General features: G+C 62.8%; 12 protein-coding genes. 5 read left to right on the top strand and 7 right to left on the bottom strand.

Annotated elements, in window-relative coordinates; all coding sequences use genetic code 11:
* Positions 1 to 378: 378 nt before the first annotated feature.
* Together GTA51_RS14350 and GTA51_RS14345 are read right to left on the bottom strand one after the other, a co-directional pair.
* On the bottom strand, positions 379 to 1,788 hold the full coding sequence (locus GTA51_RS14350; RefSeq protein WP_160962217.1) for a sigma-54-dependent transcriptional regulator: 1,410 nt from the start codon (positions 1,786 to 1,788) through the stop codon (positions 379 to 381).
* A gap of 196 nt (positions 1,789 to 1,984) precedes the next feature.
* Positions 1,985 to 4,054 (bottom strand): elongation factor G, encoded by a 2,070-nt coding sequence (locus tag GTA51_RS14345; RefSeq protein WP_160962215.1) that lies wholly within the window; start codon positions 4,052 to 4,054, stop codon positions 1,985 to 1,987.
* Between the two features lie 254 nt (positions 4,055 to 4,308).
* On the opposite strand from GTA51_RS14345, the gene GTA51_RS14340 reads away from it, so the two are divergent.
* From GTA51_RS14340 to GTA51_RS14325, 4 genes are all read left to right on the top strand, one after another.
* Positions 4,309 to 5,460, top strand: coding sequence for a chromosome partitioning protein ParB (locus GTA51_RS14340; RefSeq protein ID WP_160962213.1), 1,152 nt, complete (start codon positions 4,309 to 4,311; stop codon positions 5,458 to 5,460).
* Positions 5,457 to 6,548, top strand: coding sequence for a spore photoproduct lyase family protein (locus GTA51_RS14335; protein ID WP_160962211.1), 1,092 nt, complete (start codon positions 5,457 to 5,459; stop codon positions 6,546 to 6,548). The genes GTA51_RS14340 and GTA51_RS14335 overlap by 4 nt, the downstream gene beginning before the upstream one ends.
* A 5-nt stretch (positions 6,549 to 6,553) precedes the next feature.
* Positions 6,554 to 7,039, top strand: coding sequence for a hypothetical protein (locus GTA51_RS14330; protein ID WP_160962209.1), 486 nt, complete (start codon positions 6,554 to 6,556; stop codon positions 7,037 to 7,039).
* A gap of 91 nt (positions 7,040 to 7,130) precedes the next feature.
* Complete coding sequence (locus tag GTA51_RS14325) at positions 7,131 to 7,601, top strand: DUF3859 domain-containing protein (RefSeq protein WP_160962207.1); 471 nt, start codon at positions 7,131 to 7,133, stop codon at positions 7,599 to 7,601.
* Between the two features lie 336 nt (positions 7,602 to 7,937).
* On the opposite strand, the gene GTA51_RS14320 is transcribed toward GTA51_RS14325, so the two are convergent.
* The 4 genes from GTA51_RS14320 to GTA51_RS14305 form a co-directional block, all read right to left on the bottom strand.
* Complete coding sequence (locus tag GTA51_RS14320; protein WP_160962205.1) at positions 7,938 to 8,201, bottom strand: helix-turn-helix domain-containing protein; 264 nt, start codon at positions 8,199 to 8,201, stop codon at positions 7,938 to 7,940.
* A gap of 55 nt (positions 8,202 to 8,256) precedes the next feature.
* Positions 8,257 to 9,024, bottom strand: coding sequence for a bestrophin-like domain (locus GTA51_RS14315; protein ID WP_160962203.1), 768 nt, complete (start codon positions 9,022 to 9,024; stop codon positions 8,257 to 8,259).
* Between the two features lie 139 nt (positions 9,025 to 9,163).
* Complete coding sequence (locus GTA51_RS14310) at positions 9,164 to 10,030, bottom strand: hypothetical protein (protein WP_160962201.1); 867 nt, start codon at positions 10,028 to 10,030, stop codon at positions 9,164 to 9,166.
* A 42-nt stretch (positions 10,031 to 10,072) separates the two neighbouring features.
* Positions 10,073 to 10,972, bottom strand: a complete 900-nt coding sequence (locus GTA51_RS14305) for a LysR substrate-binding domain-containing protein (protein WP_160962199.1) — start codon at positions 10,970 to 10,972, stop codon at positions 10,073 to 10,075.
* 173 nt (positions 10,973 to 11,145) lie between these two features.
* Between GTA51_RS14305 and GTA51_RS14300 the strand changes: the two genes are divergently transcribed.
* Positions 11,146 to 11,442: a hypothetical protein gene (locus GTA51_RS14300; protein WP_160962197.1), complete on the top strand. Its 297-nt coding sequence runs from the start codon at positions 11,146 to 11,148 to the stop codon at positions 11,440 to 11,442.
* Between the two features lie 135 nt (positions 11,443 to 11,577).
* Here the strand turns inward: GTA51_RS14300 and GTA51_RS14295 are convergent, their stop codons facing one another.
* Positions 11,578 to 13,080 carry a spermidine synthase gene (locus GTA51_RS14295; RefSeq protein ID WP_160962195.1) on the bottom strand — a complete coding sequence of 501 codons (1,503 nt, stop codon included), beginning with the start codon at positions 13,078 to 13,080 and terminating at the stop codon, positions 11,578 to 11,580.
* Positions 13,081 to 13,204: the final 124 nt, after the last annotated feature.

The raw sequence follows: 13,204 nt of genomic DNA, 5'->3' as shown, positions 1-13,204 counted from the left end.
GCTTTTTAGCAAGGAATTCCGAACGATTGCCTGTGTTGACAAGTTTTCAAATCGAATGTGCCGCAAAAGTGTATCCTGGATTACGGGAAAAGTGGAAAAAAGTACGGAAAATTCGTGCGGGGGCCGGCCGATTCCCGGGGCGGGCGCTGCTTCTACGGGATTGCACAGGGATTGCCAAGAGGGAAATGCTGCCCGTCGTGCGGTCCTGGCACCGCGCACGGCAGGCGCGGCGAGACGAACTGTTGCCCAAAAGCCCGATCCCGTCGCCGAGGACCACGAGGCTGCCGCGCTCGCAACTTGCTGGCCGAAGACCATGCTGTTGCCGTGCCTGCGGGCTGCAGCCTGCTGCCAGCGCCGGACCCTGGGGGGGCGCGCCCCTTACGGCCGCGTCACCAGCCCGTATTTGCGAAACAAATCATAGAGCCGCGACGGCGACAGGCCGCTTATTTTCGAGGCCCGCCCCACGTTGCCGCGACTGATTTGCAACAGGTCGCCCAGGTAGCCGCGTTCCACCTCTTCCATGGCCAGCCGGCGAAAAGCTTTCCACGGCGCTATGCCGGCATCGCCCGATTCGACAGTGTCGCCGTACCCTGGTTCGGCCGCTTCGCCAACGCCGTTGGCCCGCAACACTTGCAGCCGGATCTCGTCGGGCAAATGCTTGGGATACAGCACCGGCTCGTTGCGGTATTGCAGCAGCACCCGCTCCATGGCCCCGAACAGTTCGCGCACATTGCCCGGCCAGCTATAGACGCACAGCGCCTGGAAAAACTCCTCGGCAAAGCCCTTGGTCGGCAGCCGGTAGCGCTCGCACAGCCGGTTCATGTGGTGGATGGTCAGGGATTTGATGTCTTCCTGCCGGGCGCGCAGGGGCGGCAGGGTGAGGACGATGGTGCGCAGCCGGTAGAGCAGATCTTCGCGAAAGGAACCGATGCCGGCCATGACCGACAGGTCGCGGTTGGTTGCGGCCACCAGCCGGAAATCGCTGGAAAGTTCGTGCTTGGACCCGACAGGGCGAAACCGGCCGTCCTGGAGCACGCGCAAAAAGGTCTTTTGGATGCCGGGCGAGAGTTCGCCGATCTCATCGAGAAAGAGTGTGCCGCCGTCAGCCAGTTTGAACAGCCCGTCGCGGTCGCGATCCGCTCCGGTGAAGGCGCCTTTGACATGGCCGAAAAGCACGCTCTCAACCAGCGTCTCGGGCAGGGCGGCGCAGTCCACCACCACAAAATTGCTGTGGGCGCGGCTGGAGTTGGCGTGGATGGCCTGGGCAAACAGCTCCTTGCCCGTGCCGGTCTCGCCGGTAATAAGCACCGAGGCGTTGGAATCGGCGGCCTGGGCCACCTGATCCAGGCAGGCTTCCATGGCCGGTCCGCTGCCGACGATGGCTTCGCGCTTGAGCACCGCGCGCGGCCGCCGGGAGGCCTTTTGGGCGCGGTATTCCAGGGCGCGGGTGAGCGGCAGGGTGACACGGTTGGGAGTGAGAGGCTTTTGGATGTAGTCCCAGGCCCCGGACTTGATCGCCAGGGCAGCGCCCTCGGGGTCTTCCCGGCCGGTGATGATGATGACTTCGGGCACCCCCGGGGCGGCCTTTATTTCATCCATCAGGTCCAGGCCGTAGCCGTCAGGCAGGCGCAGATCGAGCAGCACCACATCCACCCGGTCGCGGGCCAGCGCCAGCCGGCCCTCCGCCATGGAGCCGGCCCAGGTCAGGACGTGCCCCAGCCGGCGCATAAGCCCGCCAAAGGTCTCGCGCAGGATGGCGTCGTCGTCGATAAGGAGAATGTGGGCCATGATGTTGTATGGAGGCTGCTCGTTGCTGTTTTAACGATTCTGTAAGACCTGACTGTGGGGCCGCGATCCGGTCGGCGTCAGAGCGTTTCGCCTTGACGCCGACCGGATCGCGGCCCCACCTTTTGGGGGTCCGGGGGCCTAAGGCCCCCGGCGGGGCGTGGGGCAGCGCCCCACTTCCAGTGCTCCTACTCCACGTCTATTCTTCCTTCTTCTTGCCCTCGGCCACCACCTTTTCGGCAATGGGGGGCGGGCATTCCTCGTAGTGATCGAAAGCCATGGTAAACGCACCCTGGCCGCCGGTCATGGAGCTTAACGTCTTGGCGTATTCCTGCATCTCGGCCATGGGCACATGGGCCTGGATTTCGGTGATGCCGCCGGTGGAATCCGACCCCAGCACCTTGCCGCGCCGGCTGGACAGGTCGCCGATGATGTCGCCCATGTATTCGTCGGGGCAACTCACGGCCACCAGAACGATGGGTTCGAGCAGCGAAATCTTTAACTTCTCGCAGGCTGCCTTAAAGCCGACAGAGCCAGCGATTTTAAAGGCCATTTCCGAGGAATCGACGGTGTGAAACGAGCCGTCGTAGAGCGTAACCCTGAAATCGACCAGGGGATAGCCGGCCAGAAAGCCGCGCACCGAGGATTCCTGCACGCCCCTGTCCACGGCCGGGATATACTGGCGCGGGATGGCCCCGCCAACGATGGCGTCCACAAACTCATAGCCCGAGCCGCGCGGCAGGCCTTCCATGCGAATCCAGCAATCGCCGAACTGGCCGCGCCCGCCGGTCTGCTTCTTGTGGCGGCCCTGCACCTCGACCTTGCCCTTGACCGTCTCGCGGTAGGGAATCTTGGGGGCTTTTAACACGGGCGAAACCTTGAAACGCCGCTTGGCCTTATCCACGGCCGTTTCCAGATGGGTCTGGCCCATGCCGGACAGCAGAATATCGCCGGTGTCCATGTCGCGGGTGATGGACAGAGTGATGTCTTCATCCAAAAGCTTGGACATGGCCGCAAAGACCTTGTCCTCGTCGCCCTTTTCGGCCGGGGCCAGGGCGTAGGAGATCATGGGCGGCGGCAGCACCGGGGCCGGGACGACCACGGGCTTTTTGGGATCGGCCAGGGTATGGCCGGTGGCGGTGTCCTTGAGCTTGGCCAGGGCGATGACCGAGCCCGGGCCGGCCGGTTCCTTGGAGATGGTCGTTTCCTTGCCAAGGGGCAGCAGAATCTGGCCGGCCCGTTCGGAAGAGCTGGTGGCCGGGTTTAAAAGCTCCATGTTGGTGGTCAGCGTGCCGGACAGGACGCGTACGATGGAAAGTTGGCCGGCAAAGGGGTCAAAAAGCGTCTTGACCACGAAAGCGACCACAGGACCGGTCTCGGCCGCAGTGACCGTGCCGCCTTCGATGGTGATGGTCTTGGCCCCGCCAGCCGCTTCCAAAGGACCGGGCAGATAGTTCTGGATGGCGGCCAGCAGGCGCTGCCCGCCCATGGCTTTTAAAGCCGAGCCGCAGCACACCGGACACAGCGCGCCGGAGAGGGTGGCCTTATGCACGGCAGCGAGCAGTTCTTCCAAGGCGATTTCCTCGCCTTCGAGGTAGCGCTCCATGAGCTGTTCTTCGGAGACAGCCACTTCCTCGACCATGGTTTCGCGCAGGGTTTCGACCTCGTCGGTCATATCCTCGGGCACCGGGCCTTCGGTCATGCCGCCCTTGTCGTCGAAGAAATAGGCTTTGCGCTCCAGGACGTTGACCACGCCCTTGAAATTTTCCCTGGCCCCGATGGGCAGGTTCTGGATATAGGTCTTGACCCCGAGCTTTTCCCGGATGCCGGTCAGCGCCATGTCGTAATCGGCCCGGTCGCGGTCCATTTTGTTGATGAAAAAGACGGCAGGCAGGCCGAGTTTGGCCACTTCGCCCCAGAGCTTTTTCGTCAGCGGCTTGACGCCATCCACGGCGTCCACCACAAAGACCACGCCGTCCACGGCCCGCAGCAGATAGGGCAGATCGCCGTTGAAGCTGCCGTCGCCCGGAACGTCCAGGAGAAAATGCCGATTTTTTTGGAACAGGTAGGAGGCCAGACCGGGCTGGGTGCTGCCCCGGCGCTTGATTTCCTCGGGCTCGTAGTCGAGCACGGTGGTGCCTTCTTCGATCTTGCCCAGGCGGGCTGCGGCACCGGTCGTGAAAAGGAGCATTTCGGCCACTGAGGTCTTGCCGCATCCGCCGTGGCCGATCAGGGCGTAGGTGCGTTGGCTGGCGAGGTTTTCCGACATTCCCTTCTCCCTTGTGCTAGGCGTTGTCACGTGGTCCAAACGCCGCAGGGCGTTTTTCCTGTCCCATATTGCGAGCCGCCGACGCGGCCGGGTGACGAAGCGAATAGAGAGAGATCAGTGCGGAAATCCGGGCATTTTCAACCCCTTGGCTTTTCCGCGAGTTTGGGCATATTGGATGAGGCGTCACCCCTTGTCAAGACGACAACAGTTTGAAATCACGAACTCTACTGGGAAACCGTAAAAAAACCGACACCGTGCAGCCACTCTTTCTTCACCCGCGCGATGTGGACATCGCCGCCCCCCATCTGTTCTGGGCCGCCCCGCCTGACGCCGTTCTGGTCGAATCCCTGGCGACGCTTGGCCAGATAACGCCGGCCCTGGTAGTGGAAACCGGCGGCCGGCCCATCCTGGCCGCCGGTTCGCGCCGGGCCGCCGCCCTGCGCCAGATCCGGGGCAGCGCCCTGTGCGCCCTGGCCGTCTCCCTGGACGGGCCGGCCGACAACGACGGTTACGCCGGCTACGGCGGCCACGCCGGGCACGCGGGCCATACCGGGCACACCGGCCAAGCCGGGCACACCGGGCACACCGGGCAGGGCGGCCAAGAAGGGCACACTGGCCACGCAGGTCATGACGGCCAGGGCGGGCCGGCCCCGGCCGTCAGCCCGGCCCTGCGCCTGGGGCTGTATTACCTGGCTTCCAACCAGGGCCGCGCCGTCACCGACGCCATGGCCGTGGCGGCCGGGCGCTATTTCGCGGCCCACGCCAGCCTGGACGATTTCCTGCGGCTGGCCGGGCCGTACCTTTTTGCCGCCGACGACCGCCGGGCGCGTCTCGTCGCCCAGTGGCTGGGTTTGCCGCCGGAGTTGGACGCGCTTCTCGCCTCGGGCCATGTGCCGCTGGGGAGCGGGGGGCAGCTTGCGGCGCTGGATGCCGACACGCGCGCGGCCCTGACCCCGCTGTTGGCCGCTGTACGCTGGTCCCGGGGGAGCCTGACCGGGGCGCTCACCTGGATCACCGAGGCGGCACGACTGGCCGGCGAACCGGCGGCAGCCCTGCTTGCCCGCTGCGGCGTCCTGGAACTGCCCCACCGGGGGCTTTCGCCCAATGATTTGACGGCTGGCCTCCTGGCCGGGCTGCGCCGGTTGCGCTATCCGGCCCTGACCACCCTGGAGGCCCGCTTCAGTGCCCTTTCCCGGGAGCTTAGCCGGGGCAGCCGGGTCAAACTCCGGCCGAGCCAGGGGTTTGAAGCCGACGCCGTGACCTTTGAGGTGACGGTGAAAAGCCCGGCCGAACTGGTCAAGGCCGGGGCGGCTCTGGCGGCCATGGCCGCTTCCCCGGTCCTGCCGCAACTGCTGACCATCGCCCACGACGACCCCGACGGGCCGGTCGGCGAGGCTCCGGCGTGAGCGGGGCGCTGTGGGACATAACCGCCCTGGCCGTGGACGCCGCCGTGGCCGACACCGCCATGGCCGCCCGGGCCAGGACCGCGCTGCCCCAGGCCCAGGAAACGGCCCTCGCCCCGGGCGACCCTCTGCCAACGGCCCCGGCCGGCGGGCGCGTGTTGCACATAAAGGCCCACAAGGGCCGGTTTTTGCGCCCCTGCCCGGCCACGCGCCATTACCGCTGCTGCGGCTACCAAATCATCCATATCGGCGAGAACTGCCCCATGGACTGCTCCTACTGCATCCTGCGGGCCTATTTTCGCGATAAAACGCTCACCGCCTTTGCCAATACCGGGGCCATGTTCGCCGAATTGGCCGAAACCTTTGGCCGCGACATCAGCCGCCCCTTTCGGGTGGGCACCGGCCAGTTCGCCGATTCCCTGGCCCTGGAACCCATAACCGGCCACACCCGCGAGCTGCTTGGGTTTTTGGCCGATTACGACAATGTGACGCTGGAGCTGAAATCCAAGACCGCCGATCTCACCTGGATGGCGGCCAATCCCCGGCCCGACCGGGTGCTGCCGGCCTGGTCGCTCAATGCCCCGGCCATTGTGGCCGGCCAGGAGCGCGACACCGCTGCGCTGGAAACCCGGCTGGCCGCTGCCCGGACCTGTGCCGCCGCCGGTTTCCGGGTTTGCCTGCATTTTGACCCCATCTGTTTTTTCGCCGGCTGGGAGCGGGAATACGCCGCCATCATCGACATGATATTTGACTATCTTTCGCCGGCCGATATCGCCTATATGAGTCTGGGTTCGTTTCGCTGCCTGCCGGAACTGCCCGGGCGTTTGACGGCCGAGGGACGCGAACTGCCGGACTACATGCTGGGTGAATTTGCGGTGGGGGCGGACGGCAAAAAGCGGCTGCTGCGGCCGCTGCGGGTGCGACAATTTCGATTTATGGTCGCTCATCTGGCCGGGCATGGCTTTTCGCGCGGCCTGTATTTTTGTATGGAGTCGGACGAGGTGTGGCGCGCCGTTTTTGGCCACACCCCCAGGGAACTGGGCGGTCTTGCAGCCTATCTGCTTGATTGCGCCAGAAATCCAGGAGGTTAAGGGCCATGCTTGTGGACTACGCCGACACCCTGTCCCGCCTGGTAGAGGCTTTGGGACGCCACTATGCCGCCTCGCCCTCCATCATTAATGTGCCGGGCGTGTCGGTGGCCCTAAAAATCGATCCGTTTTATTATCTGGTGCTGCGGCCGACCTTTTTCGAGCTGCTGGGCAAATGGGCGGCTGTGCCGCCGACGCGGGTGGAAGAGACTCTGGCCCGCACCGGCAATCTGGTGCTCGGTCCGGGACGGACGCGCTACGACAAGCTGCTCGCGGTTTTTGAGGAGGGCACGCGGTCGGTGCTCAAGTTGTCTGCCGATTTCGTGCCGGCGGAATGGATCGACCGGGCCGTGGTCATGTATGGCAACGAACCCGGGCCGCTGCCGGTCTCCAGTCTGCGGCTGGTGGACAGCCAGCGCGAGGCGCTCGGCGCGCATTTCGCCGGCATGACACCCCTTGCGGCCCTGGCCTACGGCGCGCCGGCAACGTCCTGACGGGAATCCGCCTTCCCTTGACACCGACGGCGGTTGGGGTCATGTGGGCAACATCAAGATCATACGGCCGTTCGGCCCTGGAGGGATACGCGTGAAACGCCTGCTTGCACTCTTGCCGGTCCTGTGTCTGCTGCTTGCTTCCTGCTCTTCGACAATGGGTTTCTTCGGCTTTGGCGGCAAAGAAGACAAACCGCAAGAGCCCACCATTGTTCTTGTGGATTTCGGCATCTACGAAAAAGGGGCGCTGACGCTGAGCACCACCGCCGTCCCGCGCAAGCTCGGTTCCACCTTTGGTATGCGATTCCGTACGCTCAAGCCCGAAGGCGGCTCCTCCAAAGTGAAAATCGTCACCGCCACGCCTGGGCTCATTGATCCGGCCAAAAACGCCGTGACCTTTACCACCGAAACCGTGGAAAACGTGGTCACCGGGCAGGAATACCACTGCACCTTCACCTTTGAAAAAGAATGGGAAATGGCCTCCGGCGAGTGGACCCTGACGGCCACGGCCGAAGACGGCAGCCAGGTCAAAAAGACCTTCCAGGTTTTTAATCCCCAGCAGTAGCCCGAGACGCGCCACGCGCGCCAAGGGCCGCGTCCGGCAGGCGAATCCGCCCCGGACGCGGCCTTTTTTTGCGCCCGGTGCCCCAGGGCGCGGCGGGTGCGTTGCGACGCTGGTCGTTTGTGTCTAAGTTAGATAATGCGCTGTATTTATTGATGCAGTTACGCACGCGTCGCGAACGGGGCGAAGCGGCGCTGTGGCCGCGTCCCGGCGGCTTACCCGGTCCGCAGCCGACCCGTTTGCCAGCCAACACCAGAACCCCTTGATAAACTTTTCCCGGTGGGGGGTCCGGGGGCCTCAGGCCCCCGGCCGCCGGAGGCCTCTTGCGCCTTTTCCTCTTTACTTCTTGGCAACCTGCAACAGTTCCCAGTCGATGCCGAGTACGGCGGCGACTTTTTTAAGCGTCGCGGCCCGGGGCCGGGCCGCGCGGGCTTCCAGTTGGGCCACAGCCGCTGGCGAGGCTGCCAGCCGTCGGCCGAGTTCTTCCTGGGTCACGCCCAGATGTTCGCGCCAGGCTTTGATGGGCGAATGGCCTTCGCGCAGCAGCCAGGAGACTTCGCTGGGTGTCTCGGGCCGGCCCTTGTTTTGTGTTTCGTCTGTCATATCCGCTCCTTTGCCGTGTTTTCGGATGCGGCCCCAAGAAACGCCGGCCGGGTTGTTACAGGCCGGCCAACTTTTGCATGGTCTGGGCCGCCTGGGCGAATTTTTCCGGGTCCAGGCTGATGATGCCGGAGAAGGGCGTATCCAGTTCGTAGAGCAAAAAAATGTTGCCGAGGATCATGGCCAGCATCATGGTCATGAAATAGAGATCTGCCGGGCGATGGCCGGTCTCGATGAAATAATACCCGGCGATGGTGAAGGCCACGCCCATGTAAATGATGACCCAGATGGGGGAATACAGGCTGCCGTCAATAAGCAGCAGTCGCTCGTGGCGCAGTTTGTTGCAATCGATCATGCGCGACAGCATGAGGGCATAGACACTGTGGTTATGCGCCACCGCTTTGGGATCAATGCGTTGCAGCTCGTTCCATAAGGCGCTGTAGAGTTCCTCGGCCCCATCGGATGCGTTGCCGTCGCGCATCATGCCCCAGCCCGGTTCCTGCACGGCTTCGACATAGCGCAGCAGGGACTGGCGAAAGGCCTCGGTCCCGGGCAGGGACTGGGACAGGCGGTATTCCACCACCAGCAGATCCGATTCGTTGGTGATGGCCGCGTCGGCGGCATTGTAGTTTTGCCACAAGGACACCACGGCAAAGCCCAGGAAGAAGGTATAGAGGGTGGTGAAAAAACAAAAATTGGTGGCAAAAAGGTTGCGTTGCTGCATGTCCATGGCACAGCTGCAGCGCCGCCGCACGATGGTCAGCAGCAGACAGGCCGCTGCCACGCCCGCTATGACGATGCCGAGATACCGCAGATCGCTGTGCATGCCCACCCCTTCCCGGCCTGGTCCTGGCCGCAATCGTGGCGCGAGTGTTGACCGCTTTGCCCGGCGGCGTCAACGGCGCAAAAAAAGCCGTCCGCGCGCGGCGGACGGCTGAAATGACCTGTTTCGACGACCGGCCGGGCTACTGCGGCCGCAGCCAGTTCGCCGCCACATACGGGGTGAAGGCGTCGCCTTCCTGGCGGTACAGATCCAGGGTGTCGCCCTCGGGACCGGACCAGCGTACGGCCAGTTCCAACCCCGTTTCGCTGCGAAAGGCGAACAGCGGCTGGTAGGCGGCCACGGGAAATTCGCCGTCGTCGTCCACCCGCCAGGTGCCGCCCGGTTCGGCGGTGGCCGGATAGTGCAGATAGGCCGCAGGGTGGCCGGGCGCGTCGTAGGCCAGCACAGCCAGCTCGTTGTGGCCGTGGGGGGCAAAGCGGGCCAGGGACAACCGTCCGCCGTCGGAAACCGTGCCCAGTTCCCGGCACCAGACGATCTCCCGCCCGGCCCGCCGGGCCAGGTCCGCGCGAACCTGGGCCGCGCAGGGGGCGTCGTCCGTTGCCGGTGTTACCGCCAGCACTTGGCGCGCGGCCAGAAAGGCGTCCGTGGCCACCAGCACGTCGCCGCTTGGGGCCAGGGGCTGACTCGTGGCAAACACCGCTCCGGCCGTGTCGGCAAAGCGCTGGGGCGTCAGGTCGCCGTGCTCGCCGTCCTCGCCGCGCTGGGTGCCGGCATAGGCCAGATCGACCACGCGCCCGGGCGCGGCCACGGCCTGTCGAAATCCTTTCATGCCCCGGGCCAGGGCCGGTTCCACGGGCACCAACACCTGTCTGCCCGGCGGATCGGCATAGCCAAAGGCGCTGCCGGACAGCACCTGGTTGGCGAGCGGGTCGTTTTCCCGGTAATTGGCCTGGGCCAGGGCCATCATGGACAGGGTCAGGGCCAGAACCGTCAGGCCGCACGCAACCCGCCAGGAAAGACCCTGGTCAGACGTCGCCGACTCACTCATTTGGTATTGCTCCTGCGAAGTACAAAACCGATGGGCCGTTGGTCACCGGCAGCGGTCCGGGAGGCCCCAGACCTCGGCCACGACCGACGCAACCGCCTCAATAAGCCGATCCGCCGCCCTCTCCCGACGGTAGACCAGCGATAAACCAAGCGTCAGACCATCCTGACGCCAGACACACACTTCACCTGCCGCCGCCGCGTCCAAGGCATCGTCGCGGCGCAACAGCGTCAGGCCCACGCCTGCCGCAACCAGCGTGCGCAATGTGGCGTCGTTGTCACCCACCATGACCTTATTGAGCGGCAGGCCGCGACACGTAAACGACGCTTCGAGCAGATACTGGAACGGACACCGCTCGGAAAACCACACCCAGGGCAGCCCGGCCAGTTCGTCCCAGTCGGCCCGGCACACCCGCTCAGCCCAGGTGGTCGGCCCGACCACGGCCATGGGCACGGCTTCCAGCGCCACCGCCTCCACCCCATGCCCCGGCTCGATGATGTTGTCGTAGACAAAGCCGATATCGAGTTTGTCCTGGCGCACATTGTCGAGGATGCGCGGCGAACTGGAGTTGACCAGATGCAGCTCCACGCCGGGATGCCGCCGGGTCATGCTGGTCAACAGTTCCGGCACGCGCATCCGGGCGGCTTCGTTATTCAGGCCAATGCGGACAACGCCCGTGACTTCCTGGCGCAGCGCCCCGGCCCGCAGCCGCACGGCCTCGACGCTGGTCAGCGCAGCCTTGGCTTCGCCCAAAAGCGCCCGGCCTTCGGCCGTTAAGCGCATGCCCTTGGGCGTTCGCGAAAAAAGCGCCACCCCGAGTTCGTCTTCCAGGCCGCGAATGTGGGCGCTCACCGCCGGCAGGCTGGCGTTTAAGCGCTCGGCTGCACGCGTTAAGTGCTCTTCTTCGGCCACCGCCACAAACGTGCGCAGGTGATAGTATTCCACAACGCCCTCCCGGCCTTGCCGGGTCTTTTGTCAGGCAAAAGGACCGCTTCAGACATTGCGATTGGATCGCACCAGTCCGGCGCGCTACACCCCGCCCATGGCTCTGTTCGTCGTATGGCACAGCCCCGGTCCGTCGTAAAGACCGGGCCGAAGTTTCAAGCGGGGGGAAAATCATGCCAGATGTCAAGAAAATCGTCGTTGCCGGCTGCATTGTCGCGGGGCTTCTCGCGCTGGGGATGCTGCAAACGCCCTCGGCCGGTCCGGGTGCGCCCGCGCCCCGGGCGGCGCAAACGCCGGCCCGGGCCGATCTGGCCGAAGCGGTCTTCGCCATGGTGCTGGAAAACGCCGGGGATCAAGGCGCGCGCCTGTCGCAGCCGGTGACGCTGTGCGAAGCCTGCGTGGCCGCCCACATCGGGCTGGCAGGGGAGCGGGTGCGCGAGCGCTGCGAGCGGGCCTGTGGGTTGCGGTGAGGGGGGCTGCCCCTTTAGTGAAGCCGTCATAGCGGCCGCCCCTGGTATCCCTGGCCAACAGCCCTGAGGCGGGCTGCCAGTTTTGGGAACCCACCCGGTCCCATCTTGGGCCGGCAGCGGCCAAATGGTTTTATGCTATTGGCGACTCGTGAGCGTCTTCCTGGATGCGAGGTATGAACCAAGATACAGCAACGCAACCGCAAGCATAAGGGCGCGAATACCCGTAATAAAGGCCGCAGACTCCAGCATGCCGCCGAGACTTGCGCCGAACAGATTCGATGCCAAGGCAGCGCTTTTGTCTGTGGTTTTATTAAACGCATGAATAAAGAGGATTGATCCGAACAGCACGGGAATATTGAAGATGCCGCAAACAATGATGCCCTTGATTATTTTGTTGTCAAATTGCAAAGAATCCAAGGGCAAGAGATATATGGCGAGGACAGAGGCGAAGAGCAAAGCGTAAACAACGGAAGGCCTGATCGATTGGACCTTGTAGACGAGATAATTCGCCAGAAGAATGAAAATCATGATCGCTGTTATCGTGTAGACGTTCACAAGCCATGTTGCACCAAATAACAAGGAGGATTTTGTGATATTTTGAAATTCAAGGAGCATAAATCCGGCACCGAGAAAGAAAAACTGCCACTGCCAGGATTTTCCCTGCTTGAAAGTCGTCTGCGAAACCGCCACGAACAGCACGGCAAGGCTCAAAATAATGCACAGATACATCTCCGGGATGCCGGCTTTCTCCAAATACAAATACGGCCAGTCGTCAGTGCTTAATTTGACTGGTGCTGGATTTGGCTCCAATGCGTTGGTGGTCAACAATTGTTGCAAAAGTGCGTTGTTCTGGATGGCGGCCTGCGTGGCCGGGGGATCAAGGGACTCGATAAAGATAACGCCGCCCCAGCCAAAGATTTGTCCCGGTGAACGAATGGAAAATGCGATTGGCGGACGGCCAAACACTTCTGTCAGCAGGCCATGGAATCGGGAATAAATCCATGGTGTTTGCACTTCAAAGGCGAGGCTGAGAACCCCTCCCGGCTTGAGGAGCGCCTTGGCATGCTGCAAGCTTTCGAGTGTGTACACATAATGGTCGAGCCGGATGTTGTTATAGCTGGAACCAAGGGTATGCGAATCAAGCAATCCAAAGATAATAATGTCATATTGTTTTTTGCCAGCCATGGTATGAAAGAAGGATCGAGCGTCATCAATGGTAACGTGCACGCGCGGATCGGCATACGGTTTTTCCGGATGCAATTCCAAACCGAGCTGGTAAATCATCGGGTCAATCTCAACGGCATCGACGTTGGCAATGCCGTTACGCAGTGCGCCGGCAACGTCATTTCCGCCGCCGGACCCAACGATCAGAATTTCCTTGGCATCGGATTTCAGACGATACGGAATTTCATATTGATTGACGGCATAGGCGTCCATGGCTTCGGGGATAGTGCCAAAATGTTCATTCACAAAGTCTTTTGAAAGATTGAGCAGCCCCATATAGCCGACATTGTTGACCCGAACATTGAACCCACGCAGTGCTTTATTGTAAAAATCAGCGTTAACAGTCAGTTTTTGGTAGGGACTCCAAACGGTGTATAATGGTCCCTTTTGATCAACGGACATAATTGTCAGCATTTCTGTCCGGCTAATTTAGAAGAGATAGCCTGCTAGAATTGTTTGGTTTTAAGCGTTGCCGTCGCGGGTCAATGAGGTCGAGAATTTCACATTGCTGAAACAGATTTCGTTGCACCAGCCGGGC

Source organism: Solidesulfovibrio aerotolerans (assembly GCF_009856865.1).
GTDB classification, from domain to species: domain Bacteria; phylum Desulfobacterota; class Desulfovibrionia; order Desulfovibrionales; family Desulfovibrionaceae; genus Solidesulfovibrio; species Solidesulfovibrio aerotolerans.
Note: the sequence above shows the minus strand (reverse complement) of the source record. Positions and strands in the feature narration are given on the sequence as shown.